The sequence below is a fragment of the Streptomyces sp. NPDC041784 genome (assembly GCF_055591025.1).
The window spans coordinates 325,084-346,117 of record NZ_JBVJAB010000008.1; the positions used below are offsets into that span (position 1 = coordinate 325,084).

The 21,034-nt window shown below is 71.6% G+C and carries 18 protein-coding genes; 6 read left to right on the forward strand and 12 right to left on the reverse strand.

The window, feature by feature from the left end:
* Nucleotides 1–211 precede the first annotated feature (211 nt).
* Nucleotides 212–838: a TetR/AcrR family transcriptional regulator gene (locus tag ACZ6D7_RS20135; protein WP_469492096.1), complete on the reverse strand. Its 627-nt coding sequence runs from the start codon at nucleotides 836–838 to the stop codon at nucleotides 212–214.
* Nucleotides 839–1,014: 176 nt separating this feature from the next.
* Here ACZ6D7_RS20135 and ACZ6D7_RS20140 point away from each other — a divergent pair, with 176 nt between their 5' ends.
* Genes ACZ6D7_RS20140 through atzF form a run of 4 tightly spaced genes read left to right on the forward strand, consistent with a single transcriptional unit; the run spans nucleotide 1,015 to nucleotide 7,638 of the window.
* Nucleotides 1,015–1,839 carry an urea amidolyase associated protein UAAP1 gene (locus tag ACZ6D7_RS20140; RefSeq protein WP_469492098.1) on the forward strand — a complete coding sequence of 275 codons (825 nt, stop codon included), beginning with the start codon at nucleotides 1,015–1,017 and terminating at the stop codon, nucleotides 1,837–1,839.
* Nucleotides 1,836–2,456 (forward strand): urea amidolyase associated protein UAAP2, encoded by a 621-nt coding sequence (locus ACZ6D7_RS20145; RefSeq protein WP_469492100.1) that lies wholly within the window; start codon nucleotides 1,836–1,838, stop codon nucleotides 2,454–2,456. The genes ACZ6D7_RS20140 and ACZ6D7_RS20145 overlap by 4 nt, the downstream gene beginning before the upstream one ends.
* Entirely contained in the window at nucleotides 2,453–5,968 is a 3,516-nt protein-coding gene (locus tag ACZ6D7_RS20150; protein WP_469492102.1) for a 5-oxoprolinase/urea amidolyase family protein, read from the forward strand. The genes ACZ6D7_RS20145 and ACZ6D7_RS20150 overlap by 4 nt, the downstream gene beginning before the upstream one ends.
* Before the next feature lie 14 nt (nucleotides 5,969–5,982).
* Nucleotides 5,983–7,638, forward strand: a complete 1,656-nt coding sequence (gene atzF, locus ACZ6D7_RS20155; protein ID WP_469492104.1) for an allophanate hydrolase — start codon at nucleotides 5,983–5,985, stop codon at nucleotides 7,636–7,638.
* A 36-nt stretch (nucleotides 7,639–7,674) separates the two neighbouring features.
* Here atzF and ACZ6D7_RS20160 read toward each other — a convergent pair whose 3' ends face one another.
* Nucleotides 7,675–10,530 (reverse strand): DEAD/DEAH box helicase, encoded by a 2,856-nt coding sequence (locus ACZ6D7_RS20160; protein ID WP_469492105.1) that lies wholly within the window; start codon nucleotides 10,528–10,530, stop codon nucleotides 7,675–7,677.
* Between the two features lie 103 nt (nucleotides 10,531–10,633).
* On the opposite strand from ACZ6D7_RS20160, the gene ACZ6D7_RS20165 reads away from it, so the two are divergent.
* Nucleotides 10,634–11,155, forward strand: coding sequence for a hypothetical protein (locus tag ACZ6D7_RS20165; RefSeq protein WP_469492106.1), 522 nt, complete (start codon nucleotides 10,634–10,636; stop codon nucleotides 11,153–11,155).
* Between the two features lie 167 nt (nucleotides 11,156–11,322).
* On the opposite strand, the gene tatC is transcribed toward ACZ6D7_RS20165, so the two are convergent.
* The 10 genes from tatC to ACZ6D7_RS20215 form a co-directional block, all read right to left on the reverse strand.
* A complete protein-coding gene (gene tatC, locus ACZ6D7_RS20170; protein ID WP_469492108.1) occupies nucleotides 11,323–12,270 on the reverse strand; it encodes a twin-arginine translocase subunit TatC in 948 nt (315 codons plus the stop codon).
* A gap of 47 nt (nucleotides 12,271–12,317) precedes the next feature.
* Nucleotides 12,318–12,605: a Sec-independent protein translocase subunit TatA gene (gene tatA / locus ACZ6D7_RS20175; protein ID WP_469492110.1), complete on the reverse strand. Its 288-nt coding sequence runs from the start codon at nucleotides 12,603–12,605 to the stop codon at nucleotides 12,318–12,320.
* Between the two features lie 365 nt (nucleotides 12,606–12,970).
* Entirely contained in the window at nucleotides 12,971–13,165 is a 195-nt protein-coding gene (locus ACZ6D7_RS20180) for a hypothetical protein (protein ID WP_469492112.1), read from the reverse strand.
* A 19-nt stretch (nucleotides 13,166–13,184) separates the two neighbouring features.
* Complete coding sequence (locus ACZ6D7_RS20185) at nucleotides 13,185–13,475, reverse strand: hypothetical protein (RefSeq protein ID WP_469492114.1); 291 nt, start codon at nucleotides 13,473–13,475, stop codon at nucleotides 13,185–13,187.
* Nucleotides 13,472–14,548, reverse strand: coding sequence for a helix-turn-helix transcriptional regulator (locus ACZ6D7_RS20190; RefSeq protein ID WP_469492115.1), 1,077 nt, complete (start codon nucleotides 14,546–14,548; stop codon nucleotides 13,472–13,474). The genes ACZ6D7_RS20185 and ACZ6D7_RS20190 overlap by 4 nt, the downstream gene beginning before the upstream one ends.
* Nucleotides 14,549–14,566: 18 nt before the next feature.
* A complete protein-coding gene (locus ACZ6D7_RS20195) occupies nucleotides 14,567–15,520 on the reverse strand; it encodes a helix-turn-helix transcriptional regulator (protein ID WP_469492117.1) in 954 nt (317 codons plus the stop codon).
* A 130-nt stretch (nucleotides 15,521–15,650) separates the two neighbouring features.
* A complete protein-coding gene (locus ACZ6D7_RS20200) occupies nucleotides 15,651–16,022 on the reverse strand; it encodes an FKBP-type peptidyl-prolyl cis-trans isomerase (protein ID WP_469492119.1) in 372 nt (123 codons plus the stop codon).
* A 58-nt stretch (nucleotides 16,023–16,080) separates the two neighbouring features.
* Nucleotides 16,081–17,085, reverse strand: coding sequence for an FKBP-type peptidyl-prolyl cis-trans isomerase (locus ACZ6D7_RS20205; protein WP_469492122.1), 1,005 nt, complete (start codon nucleotides 17,083–17,085; stop codon nucleotides 16,081–16,083).
* Nucleotides 17,086–17,211: 126 nt separating this feature from the next.
* Nucleotides 17,212–18,573 (reverse strand): Pup--protein ligase, encoded by a 1,362-nt coding sequence (gene pafA / locus ACZ6D7_RS20210; RefSeq protein WP_469492124.1) that lies wholly within the window; start codon nucleotides 18,571–18,573, stop codon nucleotides 17,212–17,214.
* A gap of 9 nt (nucleotides 18,574–18,582) precedes the next feature.
* Nucleotides 18,583–19,851 carry an MFS transporter gene (locus tag ACZ6D7_RS20215; protein WP_469492127.1) on the reverse strand — a complete coding sequence of 423 codons (1,269 nt, stop codon included), beginning with the start codon at nucleotides 19,849–19,851 and terminating at the stop codon, nucleotides 18,583–18,585.
* A 120-nt stretch (nucleotides 19,852–19,971) separates the two neighbouring features.
* On the opposite strand from ACZ6D7_RS20215, the gene ACZ6D7_RS20220 reads away from it, so the two are divergent.
* Nucleotides 19,972–20,988 (forward strand): LacI family DNA-binding transcriptional regulator, encoded by a 1,017-nt coding sequence (locus tag ACZ6D7_RS20220; RefSeq protein WP_469492129.1) that lies wholly within the window; start codon nucleotides 19,972–19,974, stop codon nucleotides 20,986–20,988.
* Nucleotides 20,989–21,034 lie beyond the last annotated feature (46 nt).

Below are 21,034 nucleotides of genomic sequence, written 5' to 3' on the forward strand. Positions count from 1 at the left end.
ACCGACCGTATGAGTGGAGTAACCTCGGCCCCATTTGCACGCAAAGGAATCGTTCGCACACACCGAGTGACGACGTACGGGCGTACGGAAGCGGCTCACCGGGACGGGTGAGCCGCTCCGGTCGGAGGGTGTTCAGACCCCCTCAGGGGTGTTCGGGCCCCGGTGCACAGGGGGCGCCGGCGGCGCAGGGGCGCAGGGGCGCAGGGGGCGTTCAGGCCCCCGCGATCCGCAGCGCCGCGTCGGCGGTGGCGCGGGCGAACTCCGCGACGGAACGTTCCGGATCGGAGCGGTGGACGAGGATGACGCCCTCGATCAGCCCGAAGACGAGATCGGTCCGCAGATCCAGCTCACCCTTGGCGAGCGCCCCGCCCACCGCCGTCGCGGCGATCAACTGCCGGTAGCCATCCTTGAGTTCGGCGCGTACGGCATGGAAGCCGGCGAACCGCTCGGTGCGCACCTCGGGCAGCAGATAGAGCCCGCCGAGGTTGTGCGGTCCGGCGCACAGCAGCTCCACATCGGTGCGGCACAGCTCCCACAACCGGCCCTCGGCAGGCCGGGCGTCGTCGGCGAGCAGGGCACGGGCGCAGGCCAGCGAGGGCGTGACCGTGGACTCCAGGAGCTGGGCGAGCAGCTCCTCCTTGCCGGACACGTAGTGGTACATGGACGCCTGGCGCATGCCCGCCCGCTCGGCGACGGCCCGGGTGGTGGTGGCCGCGTAGCCGCGGGTGGTGAACAACTCCGCGGCGGCGGCGAGCAGTTCGGCACGCGGTTCGAGGCCGCTGTCCGGCCGCTGCGCGGCCCGCGGTCTGCCCACTCGACGTCCGCTGCTCGTCCCCATGCGTTCGATCCTCGCACACCGCACCCGACGGCGATCTTCGGCGAGCCCGGTGACGAGCCCGGTGAGAAGTCGGTAACGGCCCCGCAATCCGAGGGCAACGGCGCCGACCCGCCCCGCGCCTAATTTCTGTCGGGCGACAGAAATAGCCGACGACCCGGAGGAGAAGAGGTCCCGCGATGGCGACAGCGACCACCTACGGAGCACGCGCCCACGCCCGGGCCCAGGAGGGCACCCGGGCCGAGGCAATGCCCGTCGTCCCGGCGGCGGACTGGCCGGCCCCACCCTGCGAGGCGGACCGCCTGGTGTGGGCGGAGACGGTGGCGGGCGGCAACTACACCCACCGGGTCCTCGCCCGCGGCACCGAGCTGCGCCTGACCGACCTGAGCGGCGACGCCTGCGCCCACCTGCTGCTGTACGTCGACGGCCGCCCCTGGGAGCGGCTGAACGTCGCCGACACGGTCAAGGTCCAGTGGAACGCCTACCTCGGCGAGGGCGTCCTGCTCCTCTCCGACCAGGGCCGGGTGCTGGCCTCGGTGGTCGCCGACAGCTCCGGCCGGCACGACGCGCTGTGCGGCACCTCCACCCTGGTCCGCAACACCGGCCGCTACGGCGACGGCAGCCCGCAGGGCCCCTCCCCCGCCGGGCGCGAGCTGTTCAAGCTGGCCGCCGCCAAGAACGGCCTCGCACCCCGCGACCTGCCGCCCTCGCTCTCCTTCTTCCAGGGCGTGGAGATCCGCGACGACGGCTCCCTCGACTTCACCGGCTCGGCCGGCCCGGGCGGCAGCGTCACCCTGCGCGCCGAACAGGACCTCACGGTCCTGATCGCCAACGTGCCGCACCCGGCCGACCCCCGCCCCGCGTACGTCAGCACCCCGCTGGAGGTGCTCGCCTGGCGCGCGGCGCCCATCCGGCCCGGCGACCCGCTGTGGGACGCCACTCCCGAGGGCCGCCGCGCCTTCCTCAACACCGCCGAATTCCTCACCGCGAGGGGGCTCGCATGAGCACGCAGACCGTGGTCCCGGCCCGCGCCGCCTGGTCGGCCGTCGTCCACGAGGGCGAGACGCTCACCATCACCGACCTGCACGGCAACCAGGCCGTCGACTTCCTCGTGTACGACGCCCACGACACGTCCGTGCGCTACAGCGCGCCCGACACGATCCACGCCCAGGGCGGCATCTTCCTCACCACGGGCAGTGTGCTGATGTCCAACGAGCACACCCCACTGATGACGGTGACCGCCGACGCCGTCGGCCGGCACGACACCGTCGGCGGCGCCTGCTCCAAGGAGTCCAACACCCTGCGCTACGGCCACCACACCTTCGCGCAGCACGCGTGCGTGGACAACTTCCTGGCCGAGGGCGCCAGGCACGGCCTGGGCAAGCGGGACCTGGTCTCCAACATCAACTGGTACATGAACGTGCCCGTCGAGAAGGACGGCACCCTCGGCATCGTCGACGGCCTCTCCGCCCCCGGCCTCGCCCTCACCCTGCGCGCCGAACGGGACGTCCTCGTCCTGGTCTCCAACTGCCCGCAGATCAACAACCCGTGCAACGGCTTCGAGCCGACGGCGGTGGAGATGACGATCACCGCGGCACCGGTCACCGGGGCGGACGCATGACCTTCGACACCGTGCTGGTCGCCAACCGGGGCGAGATCGCCGTCCGGATCATCCGCACCGCCCGTGACCTGGGCCTGCGCACGGTCGCCGTGTACTCCGACCCCGACCGCTCGGCACCCCACGTCCGGCTCGCCGACGAGGCGGTACGGCTCGGCCCGGCGCCCGCGAAGGAGTCGTACCTCGACGCCGACCTGGTGCTGCGGGCCGCCAAGGACACCGGGGCGGGCGCGATCCACCCGGGCTACGGCTTCCTCTCGGAGGACGCGGCCTTCGCCCGCCGCTGCGCGGACGCCGGGATCGTGTTCGTCGGCCCGACGCCCGAGCAGCTGGAGCTGTTCGGCGCCAAGCACACGGCCCGGGCGGCGGCGAAGGCGGCCGGGGTCCCCCTGGCACCGGGGACGGGCCTGCTGGCGTCCCTCCCCGAAGCACTGGAGAAAGCCCAGGTCATCGGCTACCCGGTGATGCTCAAGGCGACCGGCGGGGGCGGCGGCATCGGCATGGCGGCCTGCCGGTCGGCCGAGGAACTCACCGACGCCTGGGAGCGGGTGCAGCGCGTCGCCGCCGCCTCCTTCTCCGCGAAGTCCGCATCGGGTCTCTTCCTGGAACGGCTCGTCGAGCACGCCCGCCATGTCGAGGTGCAGGTCTTCGGCGACGGCGAGGGCGGGGTCGTCACCTTCGGCGACCGCGACTGCTCGCTCCAGCGCCGCAACCAGAAGGTCCTGGAGGAGGCACCGGCCCCCGGCCTGCCCGACCGCGTCCGCGCCCAACTGGCGCGGTCCGCCCGCGATCTGTGCGCCTCCGTCGGCTACCGCTCCGCCGGCACCGTCGAGTTCGTGTACGACGCCGTCCGCGAGGAGGCCTGCTTCCTGGAGGTCAACACCCGGCTCCAGGTGGAACATCCGGTCACCGAGGAGATCTACGGCGTCGACCTGGTCGCCTGGATGCTGCGGCTGGCACGCGGCGAGCGGGACATCGTACGCGACCCGGGCCGGCCGCGCGGACACGCCGTCGAGGCCCGGATCTACGCCGAGGACCCCAGCCGCGACCACCGTCCCAGCACGGGCCTGCTGACCCGGGTCGAGTTCCCGGGCGGGGTGCGCGTCGACGGCTGGGTGGAGACCGGCACCGAGGTGACCACGTCGTACGACCCGATGCTCGCCAAGGTCGTCGCGTACGGCCCGGACCGGGACCATGCGCTGCGGCGCCTCGACGAGGCGCTGGCCCGGACCCGGATCGACGGCATCGAGACGAACCTGGGGCTGGTGCGGGCGGCGCTCGCGGACGCCCGGTTCGTGACGGCGGCCCACTCGACGGCGACCCTCGCCGAGGTGTGCGATCCGACCCCGCGCATCGAGGTGGTCTCCGGCGGCACGCTGACCACCGTGCAGGACTGGCCCGGCCGGACCGGCCACTGGCAGGTCGGGGTCCCGCCGTCCGGCCCGATGGACGACCGCTCCTTCCGCCTGGGCAACCGGGCGCTGGGCAACCCCGAGGGCGCCCCCGGCCTCGAAAGCACGCTCCAGGGGCCCTCGTTGAGGTTCACCCACCCCACGACCGTGTGCGTGACCGGCGCCCCGGCCCCCGTCACGGTCGACGGCGCGCCGGTCGCCCAGTGGGAGCCGGTGACCGTGCCGGCCGGAGCCCTGCTGACGGTCGGCGCACCCGGCGAGCACGGCTTGCGGACGTACGTCCTGTTCGCGGGCGGCCTGGACGTCCCCGCCTTCCTGGGCAGCGCGAGCACCTTCACCCTGGGCCGGTTCGGCGGGCACGGCGGACGGGCGCTGCGGACGGGGGACGTCCTGCACGGCGGTACGGTCGCCGAGGGCACACGGATCACGGACCGCCCCTCCTTCGCGTCCGTCTGGCACCTCGGGGCCGTCGAAGGCCCGCACGCCGCACCGGACTTCTTCACCGAGGACGACATCCGCGAGTTCTACGCCGCCGAGTGGAAGGTCCACTTCAACTCGGCCCGCACCGGGGTGCGCCTGGTCGGGCCCAAGCCGCGCTGGGCGCGCACCGACGGCGGCGAGGCGGGGCTGCACCCGTCAAACATCCACGACACCCCGTACTCCGTCGGCGCCGTCGACTACACCGGCGACATGCCGGTGCTGCTCGGCCCCGACGGCCCCTCGCTCGGCGGGTTCGTCTGCCCGGCGACCGTGCTCAGCTCCGAGCGCTGGAAGCTGGGCCAGCTGCGCCCCGGCGACACGGTCCGCTTCCGGCCGGTCGACGTGAGCGGCAGCCCGCGCCCGGACATCGTGGACGGCGGCGTACTGGCCCGGGACGGCGATGTCACCTTCCGCCGCAGCGGTGACGACAACCTGCTCGTCGAGTTCGGCCCGATGCAGCTGGACCTGGCGCTGCGGATGCGCGTCCACGCCCTGATGGAGACGGTGGCCCAGGCCGAGGTGGCGGGGGTCACGGACCTCACGCCGGGCATCCGCTCCCTCCAGATCCGGACGGACCCGCACCGCCTCTCCCAGCGTGCCCTGCTCACCGCCGTACGGCGGATGGTGGCGGCCCTGCCGCCCACGGACGAGCTGGTGGTCCCCTCCCGCACCGTGCATCTCCCCCTCTCCTGGGACGACCCGGCGACCCGCGAGGCGATCGCCCGCTACATGGCGGGCGTCCGCGACGACGCCCCCTGGTGCCCGTGGAACATCGAGTTCATCCGCCGCGTCAACGGCCTGGAGGCGGTCGCGGACGTCTACGACACCGTCTTCGCGGCGGAGTACCTGGTCCTGGGCCTCGGCGACGTCTACCTGGGCGCCCCGGTGGCCACCCCGCTCGACCCCCGCCACCGGCTGGTCACCACCAAGTACAACCCGGCGCGCACCTGGACGGCCGAGAACTCCGTCGGCATCGGCGGCGCCTACCTCTGCGTCTACGGCATGGAGGGCCCTGGCGGCTACCAGTTCGTGGGCCGCACGACCCAGGTGTGGTCGGCGTGGCAGCAGCGCGGCGCGTTCGAGCCGGGCTCGCCCTGGCTGCTGCGCTTCTTCGACCGGATCCGCTGGTACCCGGTCGACGCGGACGAACTCCTCGACCTGCGGGCCGACATCACGTCCGGGCGTTTCGTGCCGCGGATCGAGGAGGGCACCTTCTCGCTGGCGGAGTACCGCTCCTTCCTGGCCGAACACGCGGATTCCATCGCGGAGTTCAGGTCCCGGCAGCGGACCGCGTTCGCCGCGGAGCGGGACGCGTGGGAGGCGGCGGGGGAGTTCGCGCGCGCCGAGGCGGCGACGGCACCGGCCGCTCCCCCGGCCGACATAACGATCCCGGCGGGCGGACGGCTGGTCGAGGCCGAGTTCGCCGCCTCCGTGTGGCAGCTGAACGTGGCGCCGGGGGACACGGTCACGGCGGGGCAGCCGCTGCTCGCGCTGGAGGCGATGAAGATGGAGTCCAGGGTGCACGCGCCGATGACCGGCGTGGTGACGGAGATCCTGGCCAGGCCGGGCGACCAGGTGGAGGCGGGGACGGCGCTGGTCGTCCTGGCCCCGGCCGCGAACTGAGAGAGGAACAGGACATGTCCACCACGCTCACCCGGGTACGCGCCGCCTACGCGCGCATCGACGCCGTCGACCGCCCGGAGATCTGGATCGACCTGCGCCCGCGGGAGGAGGTCGAGGCGGAGGCCCGCTCGATCGACGAACGCGTGGCTCGGGGCGAGCACCTGCCGCTCGCCGGCCGGCTGCTGGCCGTCAAGGGCAACATCGACGTGGCGGGCCTGCCCACGACGGCGGGCTGCCCGGCGTACGCCTACGAGCCTCTCGAGGACGCCCCGGTGGTCGCCGGGCTGCGGGCGGCGGGCGCCCTGCCGCTGGGCACGACGAACCTGGACCAGTTCGCGACGGGCCTGGTGGGCACCCGTTCCCCGTACGGCGCGGTCCGGGGCGCCCACGACCCGGCCAGGATCAGCGGCGGCTCCAGCTCCGGTTCGGCCGTCGCCGTGGCCCTGGGCATCGTCGACCTCGCGCTCGGCACGGACACGGCCGGTTCGGGCCGCGTCCCGGCCGCCCTCAACGGCATCGTCGGCCTGAAGCCCACCCGGGGCCTGGTCCCGACGCGGGGCGTGGTCCCGGCCTGCGCGTCCCTGGACTGTGTGACCGTGTTCGCCCGCACCCTCCCGGAGGCGGAGCGGGCCCTGGCCCACATGGTCGCAGGCCCGGTCCCGTCCCTTCCCAGGCGCCCCGGTGGCCCCTGGCGCATCGCGATCCCGCCGCTGGAACAGCTCGGCGAGCTGGACGAGGGCTGGGCGCAGGCCTACGAGGCGGCGGTACGGCAGCTGGTGTCGGCCGGGGCCGAGATCCGCCCTCTCGACCTGACCCCGTTCACCGAGGCGGCGGCGATGCTGTACGAGGGTGCGTTCGTGGCCGAGCGGTACACAGCGGTGGGGAGCTTTGTCGACAAGTTGATCGAGAAGGGCGGCGACGGCCTCGATCCGACGGTCGCCGACATCCTCACCCGCGCCCGCGACATCCCGGCCCACCGGCTCTTCGCCGACCAGGACCGACTGGCCGCCCTGCGCACCCGCGCTCTGGCGGAACTCGCCGACGCCGACGCCTTGTTGCTGCCCACCACCCCCGGGCATCCCACCCTCGCCGAGGTCGCCGCCGACCCGCTGGGCGCCAACGCCCGCCTGGGCCGCTTCACCAACTCCACGAACCTCTTCGACCTGGCCGCGGTGGCCGCCCCGGCCGGCGAGGTGAACGGCCTGCCGTTCGGCGTGATGCTGATCGGTCCGGCGTTCACGGACGAGCGGCTGGCCCGGATCGCCGGGTCGCTCCGCCCGGAGACCCGACTGGCGGTGGTGGGCGCGCATCTGTCCGGCCAGCCGCTGAATCCTCAGCTCCTGGCCTTGGGCGCGGTAAGGGACCGTACGACGACAACGGCCGCCGTGTACCGCCTGCACGCCTTGCGGACGATCCCGCCGAAGCCGGGCCTGGAGCATGTGGGAGAGGGAGGCGCGGAAATCGAGGCCGAGATCTGGCGCCTCCCGGCAGAAGGCCTGGGCAGCCTGCTGTCGTCCCTCCCCCGCCCGATGACCCTGGGCAGCGTGGAGCTGGCGGACGGCAGCCGGGTTCCCGGCTTCCTGTGCGAGCCGGACGCCCTGGCGGACGCCGAGGACATCACGGCTCACGGCGGCTGGCGCTCCTATCTGACATATCTGAACGAGCGCTGAGGTGCCGCGGTCGTCCCGCGCCCACCCGCCGGCAGGTCACCCCACCGACGAATAGGCGACAACCCCCCGCAGCACCTGATCAACCGCCTTGCGCGCGGCCTTCGCCACGGTCGATCCCTCGACATGCGCCGCCGCGGAGATCTGCCCGAGCACGTCGATCACCTGCTTGCACCACCGCACGAAGTCCCCCGCCGGCATCTCCGCCTCGCGCAGCACCTCGTCGAGCCCCTTCCCGGAAGCCCACATGTACACGGCCCAGGCGAAGCCGAGATCGGGCTCACGCTGCCCCACCCCCTCCGTCTGACTGATCCGGAAGTCCTCCTCGAGGGCATCGAGCCGCCCCCAGATCCGGACCATCTCCCCGAGCGCGGCCTTGGCCTTGCCGGAGGGCAGCTTCGGCGCCATCGCGTCGTCCCCGACCCGTGCCTCGTACACCAGCGCGGAGACACAGGCGGCCAGCTCGGCAGGGGCAAGCCCCTCCCAGACCCCGGCCCGCAGACATTCACTCGCGAGCAGGTCGAGTTCGCCGTAGAGCCGCGCCAGCCGCTTGCCGTGCTCGGTGACCTCGTCGCCGCGCAGATAGTCCAGCTCGGTCAGCAGCGCGACGATCCGGTCGAACGTGCGGGCGATCGTATTGGTCCGCCCCTCGATGCGCCGCTCCAGCTGCGAGGTGTCCCGCAGCAGCCGGTGGTAGCGCTCGGCCCAACGCGCGTGGTCCTCCCGCTCGTCACAGCCGTGGCAGGGGTGGGCGCGCAGGGCGGTCCGCAGCCGGGCGATCTCGCGGTCGTCGGCGGCCTGGGACCGCTTCTTGCGGGCCCGCTCCGGCGGAATGTGCCCGGCCTTGGTCCGCAGCGCGGACGCGAGGTCGCGGCGGGACTGCGGGGAACGCGGGTTGAAGGACTTCGGGATCCGCATCCGCTCCAGCGCCTCGACCGGCACCGGGAAGTCCATCGACGCCAGCCGCTTCACCTGGCGTTCGGCCGTCAGCACCAGCGGGCGCGGCCCGTCGTGCGCCTCGAAGCCGCGGTGCCCGTTGGCACGGCCGGCCGGGAGACCGGGGTCCAGCACCAGGGCCAGACCCGCGTACTTGCCCGTCGGCACATGGATGACGTCGCCCGGCTTCAGCTTCTCCAGCGCCACCGCGGCCTCGGCGCGCCGCTGGGCCGCGCCCTGGCGGGCCAGGTCGGTCTCGCGGTCCTTCAGCTCGCGGCGCAGGCGCGCGTACTCCTCGAAGTCGCCGAGGTGGCAGGTCATGGAGGCCTTGTAGCCCTCCAGTCCCTCCTCGTTGCGCTGCACCTGGCGGGAGATCCCGACGACCGACCGGTCCGCCTGGAACTGCGCGAACGAGGTCTCCAGCAGCTCGCGCGAGCGGTGCCGGCCGAACTGATCGACCAGGTTGACCGCCATGTTGTACGACGGCTTGAAGCTGGAGCGCAGTGGGTACGTGCGCGTGCCCGCGAGTCCGGCGAGGTGGTCGGGGTTCATGGCGCGCTGCCACAGCACGACGGCATGGCCCTCGACGTCGATCCCGCGCCGGCCCGCGCGCCCGGTCAGCTGGGTGTACTCGCCGGGGGTGATGTCGGCGTGCTGTTCGCCGTTCCACTTGACGAGTTTCTCCAGCACCACGGACCGCGCGGGCATGTTGATGCCCAGTGCGAGGGTCTCGGTGGCGAACACGGCCTTGACCAGGCCCCGCACGAACAGCTCCTCGACGACCTCCTTGAAGGTCGGCAGCATGCCCGCGTGGTGGGCGGCGATACCGCGCTCCAGGCCCTCCAGCCACTCGTAGTAGCCGAGGACGTGCAGGTCCTCGTGGGGGATGGCGGCGGTGCGCTCCTCGACGAGCGCCCGGACCTGCGCCCGCGCCTCCTCGTCGTTGAGCCGCAGCCCGGCGTAGAGGCACTGCTGGACGGCGGCCTCGCAGGCGGCGCGGCTGAAGATGAAGGTGATGGCGGGCAGCAGGCCCTCGGCGTCGAGCCGCTCGATGACCTCGGGACGTCCGGGTGTCCACACCCGGGACCGCTGCCGGCGCTCGCGCTCCCGGTCGGCCTCGCGCATGTTCGTGCGGCCGCGTCTGCGGTCCTGGTACGAGGGCCGGCTGGCCTCCATCCGGGCCAGCCGGGCCAGGTCGGGGTTGACGGCTCTGCGGTGTCCCTCGCCCTCCTCGAAGAGGTCGTACATCCGCCGTCCGGCGAGCACGTGCTGGAACAGCGGCACGGGCCGGTGCTCGGAGACGATCACCTCGGTGTCGCCGCGGACGGTGTCCAGCCAGTCGCCGAACTCCTCGGCGTTGGACACGGTCGCGGAGAGGGAGACCAGGGTGACCGACTCGGGAAGGTGGATGATCACCTCTTCCCACACCGCGCCCCGGAAGCGGTCGGAGAGGTAGTGCACCTCGTCCATCACCACGTATCCGAGGCCGAGGAGGGTCTGCGAGCCGGCGTACAGCATGTTCCGCAGCACCTCGGTGGTCATCACGACCACCGGGGCGTCGGAGTTGACGCTGTTGTCGCCGGTGAGCAGGCCGACCTTCTCGGTGCCGTAGCGACGGCACAGGTCGGAGTACTTCTGGTTCGACAGCGCCTTGATGGGTGTCGTGTAGAAGCACTTCTTGCCCTGCTGGAGGGCGAGGTGGACGGCGAACTCGCCCACGATCGTCTTGCCCGAGCCGGTGGGGGCGGCCACCAGGACGCCCTTGCCCGCCTCGAGTGCCTGACAGGCCTCGATCTGGAAGGGGTCGAGACCGAAGTCGTACATCTCGCGGAAGGACGCGAGTGCGGTGGCCTGCTCGGCGGCACGCCTGCGCGCCGCCGCGTACCGCTCGGCCGGTGAGAGGTCCTCTGTCATCGTGCATTCGAGCGTACCGGGCCCCACTGACAACAGGACGATCATTATCCGGATCGACTGCCGCGACGAGCTGTCCCTGCCCCGGGCCTCCACCGAGTAAGCGCTTTCGTCCGGCGCCCAAACTCCTTGACATCTCAAACGGATCCCCATGGAAAGATCACTGTCCGACAAGCACGGAAGCCTGACCAGCGCCGCAGCGGCCGTGGCCGTGACCGCGGTGGGAGCCGTCGTGCTGACGCCCGGCTCCGCCGTGGCCGCCGCCGCGACGAAGTGCGGCGCCGTGCAGAAGAACGAGTGGGACACCATCGGTCCCGACCTCGACCTCGCCGTGAAGCTCTGCGTGACCCGCACGGCCGGCAACGACTACCACGCCTACGCCGACATCTCCTGGAACGACGGCGGCGGTGGCGTGAGCGCCGGCATGGAGGACCTCGTCCTGAACCTCCGGCTGGAGCGGAACGACACGGACCACCGCAACCAGGACTTCAACATCAACGGAACGATCAAGGTCAAGGAGTCCGGCTCCACCCGGGTCAACGGCTCCGCCTTCCACAGCGCCACCACCGGCGGCTGGACCGCCGACGGAACTGTGAAGTGGGACATCCAGAACGACGGCGGAGACGGTGCGGGCGGCGGCAGCTGGTCCCTGGGCGGCTCGCCCAGCATCTGACGGCCGAAGCCGGGGCACCCCGGAAAAGTCGGCGCAGCCCGGAAAGCCGCGCACCCGGAAAAGCCTGCGCGGCCCGGAAACGGAAGGCGGCCCGTCGCTCCTGCGACGGGCCGCTTCTCGCTGTGTGCCGGCCGGGTGCGGGCCCGGTTCCGGCATCGGGTGCGGGCTCAGGTCACGTCGTCGTACCCGTTGACCCGGTCCGTGGTCGCCTGCTCGGGCAGTACACGGCTGGCGCTGACCGTCTCGACCTCGCCGATGTCGTCAGGCGTGAGGTCCAGGTCCGACGCCTCGTCGTCCGACGGTCCCTCGGCGTCGCGGCGGGCCCGGCGGCGGTCGTTGAGAAGCGCGATGGCCGACGCGCCGAAGTACATGATCCAGATCGGACCGGCCAGGGCCAGCATGGAGATGGGGTCGGTGCTGGGCGTGGCGATCGCCGCGAAGACGGTGATGCCCATGATCATGCCGCGCCACCAGCCGGCCATCCGCTTACCCGTGATGACGCCGCCGAAGTTCAGCATGACCAGGAGCAGCGGCAGCTCGAAGGAGAGGCCGAAGACGAGGATCATCCGCATGATCAGCTGGAGGAGGTCGTCGAGGGGCAGCTGGTTGTCGCTGCCGATGATGGAGAACTCCAGCATCACCGACGCCATCTTGGGCAGCGACCAGTAGGCGAAGTACGCGCCCATGAGGAACAGGGGGAAGCCGGCGGCCACGAAGGCGAGGGAGTACTTCTTCTCGCTCCGGTGCAGGCCGGGCGCCACGAAGGCCCACAGCTGGTACAGCCACACCGGCGTCGCGAGCACCACGCCCGACGCCAGGGAGACCGTCAGGGCGAGCGTGAACGGGCTCAGCAGACCGTTCTGCACGATGCGCGCGCACTGGGTCTCTTCGGTGCCCTTCGCCAGCTCGGCGAAGCTGTACGGGCATCCCACCGCGTCCAGGATGGGATCGGTGAAGAACTGGATGATGTCCTTGTAGAAGAAGGCGGCGAGGACCGTCGTCACGACGATCGCCAACAGGCTCTTCACCAGCCGGTTGCGCAGCTCACGAAGATGCTCCGCGAGGGGCATCCGCCCCTCGGGGTCCTTCTCCTGATTGCGGGCAGACTTGAGCAACCCACGTTCCCATCTCGTGCGGCGGGCCGGAGGTCACCGGCCCTGCGTCAGCGCTTGGTCGTGTCCGTCGGCTCGGTGACCGGGCGGGAGCTGGTCACGTCGCCGGGGGCGGCCTGGATGGTGCGCTGCGAGGGAGCCTGCTCACCGGGGTTCGGCGGGCCGGCCGGGGTGGTGGTGCTGCTGCCCTCTTCCTTCATCGCCTTGGCCTCGCTCTTGAGGATGCGCGCGGACTTGCCGAGCGAGCGGGCCATGTCCGGAAGCTTCTTCGCGCCGAACAGCAGGATGATGACGACGAGGATGAGAATGATCTCGGGGGCGCCGAGCCTTCCGAACATAAGTCTTTACCTTCTCACCGAGGCGGCTGGGTGGGGGTGCTGTCCGACCGGTCGGACATGTGTCCGAACGGTCGTGTTGGCAGCGATCGTAACGCTCAGGGGTAAACGAGAGGCAATCCCCGTGCGTACTCCCGGTCCGCGGTCCGGGCCTCGTTCTCCGGGCCGCGATCAGCAGCGTACCTGTCCCCACCACCGGCGCGGGAGGGCGAAGTGGCCCAAAACGCATTCCGCGCAGGACTCACAGGACCGCCACAGCGGCAGGAGAGGCCCACCACAGCCGTGGTCACAGGCTCCCCACAAGCACCTTCACCCCGCTGCGCGCACCGCCGCCGTCACAGGGTGTCCGCCACTGGGCACCGCCACTGTCACAGGGTGTCCGCGGCCCGGGCCGCGCTCACGGCCGCCCGTTCCAGGTCCTCCGCGGCCCGGTTGATGCGCCGGGCCGACTCCGTGACCTGCTGCCCCAGGCGCCGCGCCTCCAGGAAGACCCGGACGGCGAACACCGCGAGGACGGCGAGACCCAGAAAACCCACGGCAACGGCGAACATCGGCCAGAACATGAGCCGAGCCTAGACCGTGCTACGGCGTGTGCAGGCGCAGGGTCCTGACCCCGCCGCCGCTGAGCAGCTCGACGATCCGCTCGCCGGCCGGCTTGCGGACGGCCGCGCCGCAGTCGGGGCAGGTGAAGGAGTAGAACGTGGTGCGGCTGGTGGCGCCGATGGCCAGGCGCAGGGCGCTCGCGGCAAGCTCGAAGCGGCCCCGGCAGTCCGGGCAGCCCGCCCTGAACGTCACCGGGGCCACGCTCCTCATGCCCGCGAACGCCGAGGCCACCGAGATGCCCCGTACACCGGACGTCACCGACTCGCTCAAAGCTCCTGCTCCCGCCCGTCGATCCGACTGCCCTGCCGCCCGCCGTCCGAGGACCGCGGCCCTTCGGCCGCGTCCCGCTCCCCCGCCGCCTCGATCCCGTCGTACGCCGCCAGCGCCTCGCGGGCGGCCCGGCGGGCGCTGTCGGCGAGGTCCGGCGGCGAGACGATCCGGCCGTCGCGGCCGAGCCGCAGGGCCAGGCGCCTGAGCGAGGCCGGTTCGGGCGTGCGCAGAGTGATACGGAGCCCGCCGTCGGGAAGTTCATCGGCGCTGTCGTGCGGGTAGTACTCGGCGACCCAGCGACCGCCCGGACCGACCTCGACCACGACCTCCGGGTCCTCGGCGGCCGGCTGCACCAGCGCCTCCGACAGGTCCCGCAGCTCGATCTCGGGCGGCGCGGAGGGCTCGTCGAGGATCCTGATCTCGGCGACGCGGTCCAGCCGGAAGGTGCGCCGGGCCTCGGAGCGGCGGCACCAGGCCTCCACGTACGTGTGGCCGACGCTGACCAGCCGGATGGGGTCGATCTCGCGCTCGCTCAGCTCGTCGCGGGCGGGCGAGTAGTAGCGGATCCACAGGCGGCGGCGCTCGGAGATCGCCCGGTCCACGTCGGCGAAGACCCCGCCCTCGGACTCGAAGGTCACCGAGAGGCGGGAGCTGGCGCCGGCCACCTCGCCGGCGGCGGTCTCCACCTTGGCGGTCGCCCGCAGCAGCGCCTGGCGGTCGCCCTCGCGCAGGCCCGGCAGCGTCGCCACCGCCCGCGCGGCCACCAGCAGCGCGGTCGCCTCGTCGGCGGCCAGCCGCAGCGGCTCGGCGGCCTCCGCGCCCAGCGCCGCCGGGTTGTGCCACCAGATGCGCTCGCCGTCGGTGTCGATGTCCAGCAGATCGCCGCCGCGGAAGCTGGTGCCGCACATGGGCAGCACGTCGAGGTCCGAGACCAGCTCGTCCTCGGTGATGCCGAAGGCGCGTGCCACGTCCTCGATCCGCGCGCCGGGGCGCTCCCTGAGATACGTCACCAGGGAGAGCATCCGCCGGGTCTGGTCGATCGCGTTCGCCGGCCTGACCGGTTTGCCTGCCACTGTGTTGCTCGCTCCCCCTCAGCCCTTGGCCACGGCCCGTAGCCGGTCCACGACGTCCGCCCGCAGCTCGGCGGGCTCCAGGACCACCACGTCCGGCCCGAACTCCACCAGCCAGGCGTCCAGCCCGTGTCCGTACGGAATCTCCAACTCGACCCAGCCGTCGCCCAGTTCCCGCACCGCGGTCGCCTTCGCCCGCAAGGGGTAACCGGCGTCCGCGCGCAGCCGGATCAGCGCGCTGCGGTCGGCGGTCTCCCCCGCCCAGCTGGCCACGGTCTCGCGGACCGTGACGACATCGGGGACCGGCACGGTGAAACTCGTCCCGCGCGAGCGCACCTTGCCGGTGATCCGCGACAGCCGGAAGACCCGCTCGGCGCCCCGGTCGCGGTCGAAGCCCGCCAGGTACCAGTGGCCGCGCCAGCACTCCAGCGCCCAGGGCTCCACATGCCGGGGCTCGGGGTGCGCGGCGTTGGCCTTGCGGTAGTCGAAGACGACCGGACGGCGGTCGCGGCAGGCCAGCATCAGCGGCTCGAAGGCCGCCTCGTGCACGGGGATCCGGGGCTCCAGCGCACCGTGCGCCTCGTACGGGTCGACGTCCTCGGGCAGGCCGGCCGCCCGCAGCTTCTGCAAGGCTCCGCTGGCCGCGCCCGCGAGCCGGGCCTGCTGCCACACCTTGGCGGCCAGTCCGAGCGCGGCCGCCTCCTCGGCGTCGAGGGTGATGGGCGGAAGGCGGTTGCTGTCACGGCGGGCGAGGTAGCCGATCTCGCCGTCGAGGCTCTCCACGGTCTCAATGACCAGGCCCAGCTCGCGCAGATCGTCCTTGTCGCGCTCGAACATCCGGTTGAAGGAGTCGTCCGACCCTGCTTCGAGGTAGGCCTCGATGGACTCGCGCAGCTCCCGCTTGCTCAGCGGCCTGCGCGTCCCGAGCAGGCACAGCGCGAGGTTCATCAGCCGCTCCGCCTTGGCAATGGCCATCGACGCCCTTCGCCTCCCCTATGGTGCTTACGATCGACGACCGTACCCCTCCGCGGTGCCCGGGCAAAAGCCGAGGGCCCATGCCCGGACAGGCATGGGCCCCAGGTGATCGCGACCGGTCGTACGACGATCAGACCTTGATCAGGTCCACGACGAAGATCAGCGTCTCGCCGGGCTTGATCGCCGGGGTGGGGCTGTGGTCGCCGTAGGCGAGGTGGGCCGGAATGGTCAGCTGGCGGCGCCCGCCGACCTTCATGCCCTGCACACCCTGGTCCCAGCCCTTGATGACCCGGCCACCGCCCAGCGGGAAGGTGAACGGCGTGCCGCGGTTCCAGCTCGCGTCGAACTCCTCACCCGTGCTGAAGGCGACACCCACGTAGTGGACGGTGACGTTCTGCCCGGCCTGCGCGACGGCGCCTTCGCCCTCCCAGATGTCCTTGATCTCGAGGTCCGCCGGGGGCTCGCCGCCGGGGAAGTCGATCTCGGGCTTGTCGATGCTCACGTCTTGCGCTCCTGCTCCGTCGGAAGGACAACACCACAGTCTTACACCTCGCGGGGCGTCACATCTTCGCGAGGATGTCGACCGTGAACACCATCGTGGAGTCCTTCTCGATACCGCTGCCACTCGGCGGGCTGTCGCCGTAGCCCAGCGACGGCGGAATCACGATGACGACCCGGCTGCCGACCTTCTTGCCCGTCAGGCCCTGACCCCAGCCCTTGACGACCTGCTGGAGCGAGAACGACGTCAGCGCGTTACGGCTGTAGGTGGAGTCGAACTCCTTGCCGGTGTCCCAGACGACGCCCTTGTACTGCACGAGCACGCTGTTGTCCGCCGCGACCTCCGCGCCGTCGCCCTCGATGACGTAGTTCGCCACGAGCTTGGCCGGCGGGTCGGTCTCGGGGATCTCGATGGAGGGGGCCTTGCCGTCGGTGTTCGTACCGACCTTGGGCAGCTTGGCGTCGTCCTGCGGGACGTCCTCGCCCTTGGCGGAGCTCTTGGAGTTGAACGTGGCCAGGAGGTCCACGACGAACACCAGCGTGTCGGTGCCCTTGATACCCGCCTGCGCATTCCCCTCCTTGCCGTAACCCCAGGTCGGCGGGACGGAGAACTGCACGCGGCTGCCGGTCTTCTTGCCCGTCAGCGCGTACCGCCAGCCGTCGATGATGCTGCCCTGGGCGAGCTGGATCACCAGCGGCGTCTTACGGTCGTAGGAGTTGTCGAAGACCTTCGCCGTGGCCCAGATCTGACCGAGGTAGTCGGCCTGGATGTAGTCGTTCTCCGCGACCGTGGTGCCGCCGCCGGCGATCACCGTCTTCACCGCGAGCTGGTCGGACGGCTCACCGCTGCCCTTGGCGACCGTCGGCTTCTCGTCGAACTTCTCGCCCGCCGTGATGGCCGGCAGCGGACCGTCGACAATCTTGGGCGCGGGCGCGGCGGAGGTGTCCGAGGCCGAGGGCGACGCCTCCTCGCTCGCCGTGCTCGAGTCGGACTTCTCGTCACCGCATCCGGCGAGTGTGACCAGTCCTGCGGGTACGGCGGCAAGGATGAGTGAGCGTCGGCGCACGGTGGGGGCCTCGTAATCGGTCGATCTTGTTGATGGCGTGCGCGCAACTCTACGGCGTGAGAAGGGCGCCGTACGGAAAACGTACGGCGCCCGCGTTGCGTTCCGGGATTCACCGGAACGAATTGCTCACATTCCGGCGATCAGCTTCTCCACCCGGTCGTCGACCGACCGGAACGGGTCCTTGCACAACACGGTGCGCTGTGCCTGGTCGTTGAGCTTCAGGTGGACCCAGTCCACCGTGAAGTCCCGGCGCTGTTCCTGGGCCCGGCGGATGAAGTCGCCGCGCAGCCGCGCCCGAGTGGTCTGCGGCGGAACCGACTTGCCCTCGAAGATCTTCAAGTCGTTGCAGATCCGCGTCGCTTGACCCTTGCGCTCCAGCAGGTAGTACAGACCACGACGACGGTGGATGTCGTGGTAGGCGAGGTCTATCTGCGCCACGCGCGGATGCGACATGGTCATGTTGTGCTTGGCCCGGTACCGCTCGATGAGCTTGTACTTCATCACCCAGTCGATCTCGGTGCCGATCCGGTCGAGGTCCTCGGCCTCGATCGCGTCCAGCGTGCGGCCCCACAGCTCCAGGACCTGCTCCACGGTGCCGGTACGGATACCCCGGCGCTCACAGAAGTCCACGGCCTTCTCGTAGTACTCGCGCTGCACCTCCAGCGCGGAGGCCTCGCGGCCGCTGGCCAGGCGCACCTTGCGCCGGCCGGTGATGTCATGGCTGACCTCGCGGATCGCCCGGATCGGGTTCTCCAGGGTCAGGTCGCGCATCACCGTGCCCGCCTCGATCATGCGCAGCACCAGGTCGGTCGCACCGACCTTGAGCAGCATGGTCGTCTCGGACATGTTCGAGTCGCCCACGATGACGTGGAGACGGCGGTAGCGCTCGGCGTCCGCGTGCGGCTCGTCGCGGGTGTTGATGATGGGCCGGGAACGGGTCGTCGCCGAGGAGACGCCCTCCCAGATGTGCTCCGCCCGCTGGCTGACGCAGAAGACGGCCCCGCGAGGCGTCTGGAGCACCTTGCCCGCGCCGCACAGCAGCTGCCGGGTCACCAGGAACGGGATGAGGATGTCCGCGAGCCGGGAGAACTCCCCGTGCCGGGCCACCAGGTAGTTCTCGTGGCAACCGTAGGAGTTGCCCGCCGAGTCGGTGTTGTTCTTGAAGAGGTAGACGTCGCCCGCGATTCCCTCCTCATGCAGGCGTCGTTCCGCGTCCACCAGGAGTCCTTCGAGAATGCGCTCGCCGGCCTTGTCGTGGGTGACCAGTTCGGTCACGTTGTCACATTCCGGTGTCGCGTATTCCGGATGTGATCCCACGTCGAGATAGAGGCGGGCGCCGTTTCGCAGAAAGACATTGCTGCTTCGGCCCCATGACACGACACGGCGGAAGAGGTACCGCGCCACCTCGTCAGGCGACAGGCGGCGCTGTCCCCTGAACGTGCACGTGACGCCGTACTCGTTCTCCAGCCCGAAAATGCGGCGGTCCATGACTGAACATTACGCCCGATCCCCTGAACTGAAACGGGGTTCGGCGGCACGGTTTGGATCATTTTCCGATGAAGCCGCAACCACCGCACTCCCGACGGGAGCTGCCAGTACCCGCCCCGTGACCAGCAAAACCAGCAACGACACGGCACCCGCGGCCCCCGGCACCGCGAACCCCCACAAGGCCCCGCCCGCCTCGACGACCGGGCCCGCCAGACCGGTTCCGACCGACGCCCCGACCGTGAACATCGTCACCAGCCAGGAGAACGCCTCCGTCACTGTGCCACGCGGCGCGTGCCGGTCCACGATGACGAACGCGCAGGCCAGCACCGGCGCGAGGAACACCCCGGCGAGCACCGCCAGCGCCACCATGGCGACCGCGCCCGGCATCAGCGTCAACGGCAGATAACACACCGCCAGAAACGCCACCAGCACCCGCAGTCGCCGCTCCGGCGCACCGCTCCACCGCCGCGCCCCGTACCCCACACCCCCGAGCAGCGCGCCCAGACCCAGCGCGGCCATCAGCCAGCCGTACACCACGTCACCACCATGGTCGTCCGCGTACGGCACCGCGGCCACCGTGATCGAGCCCATCGCGATGCCGACGAACAGCAGCGCACCCAGCAGCACCAGCAGCCCGGGCGAGCGCAGGGCCCCGAGCCAGTGCGCCTCGCGCGGCGCGGAGCGCCACGCGCGCGAGGGGGCCGACACGACCACCGAGAGCGCCCCCAGCACACCCACCGCGTTCAGCACCAGCAGCGCCGCCTGCTCCGACCACAGCGCCACGCACAGCGTCACCAGCAGCGGCCCCACGGTGAACATGATCTCCTGCGCTACGGCGTCCATGGCGTACGCCGTATGCACCTGATCCTCACGGCGCAGCACCGACGGCCACAGGGCCCGCAGACCGCCCTCCAGCGGCGGGGTGAAGAACCCTGCCGCCACCACGGCCGCGTACGCGAGCGGGAGCGGATCGATGCCGGTGAAGGCGAACAGGGCCATCGCCAGGGCGGAGGCGAGCGCGGCGGGCAGCTGGACGCGCGGCTGCCCGTACAGGTCGACCAGCCGCCCCAGCAACGGCTGGCCGACCGCGTTGGCGACGCCGTACACGGCCACCAGCGCGCCACCGAGGCTGTAGGTGCCGCCCTCGGCCCGCACGAACAGCATCACCGCGATGGCGGACGTCGCGTTCGGCAGCCGGCCCACCAGCGTGCCGGTCAGCAGCCGGGCGGCGTGCCGCGCCTTCAGGATCTCCCCGTACCCCGCGAATCCGCCGGCCACCGGCCTGCCTCCGTCGGCTCGCCCGGGACGGCGACCCGACCCGGGGTTTTACGTATAACGTCTCTTGTCATACGTACCATGTGCGCTGTCCCCCAGTCCAGACGAAGGAGCAGGCTCGCGGTGGCACGAGGCAGCACCCGCCCCACCAGCCGAGACGTCGCCCAGGCCGCAGGCGTCTCACAGGCCGCCGTCTCCCTGGTACTCGGCGACAAATGGCGCGGCCGCGTCTCCGAAACAACCGCACAACGCGTACGCGACGCCGCACGCGACCTCGGCTACCGGCCCAACCTCGCCGCCCGCAACCTCCGCCTCGGCCGCACCCGCACCGTCCTGCTCGTCGTCCCGGCCCTGACCACCGAATTCTTCGCCGGCGTCTACACCGGCGCCGCCCGCGTCGCCGCCGACCACGGCTTCGGCGTCGTGCTCTACCCCTCCCCCGAAGGCATCGGCCCCGCCCGCGACCCCTTCGCCTCCGCACAGGCCGCCCTCGACGGCGTCATCGCCTCCTCCATGGCCGCCGACGCGCTCACCGCCATCCGCGGCGACCAACTACCCCTCGTGATGCTCGACAGCGACCCCTCGGGCAGCCTCGGCGCCGCCACCGTCAACCTCGACATCACCGACGGCGTCCGCCAGGTCACCGACCACCTGCTCGGCCTCGGCCACCGCCACTTCCTCCACCTCGCCGCCGACGTACCCTCCTGGACCTTTGACGTACGCGCGCGCGAGCTGGCCCTCCGGCTCGACGCCGTGCCGGGCACATCCCTGCGCACCGCACCCGCCCCGATCTCCATCGACGGCGCTCTGCGCGCCGCGGAAACCGCCCTCAGCACCCCCGGCCCCCGCCCCACCGCCATCGTCTGCGACGACGACAAACTCGCCGCCGGCGCCTACAAGGCCCTGCGCCGCCTCGGCCTGCGCGTCCCCGACGACCTCTCCGTCACCGGCCTCGACGACCTCGCCCTCGCCACCGCCCTCGACCCGGAACTGACCACCGTACGACTGGACGCCGAACTCTTCGGCGAACGCGGCATGCAAGCCCTCCTCGCCGTCCTGGAGGGCCGTGTCCCCGACGGCGGGGACATTCCCGTCCAACTCGTCGTACGCGGCTCCACGGCCCCACCAGGCCGCTCCTGAAACGCCCTGTGCCCCGGCCGAACGAACGGCCGGGGCACAGCAGGGC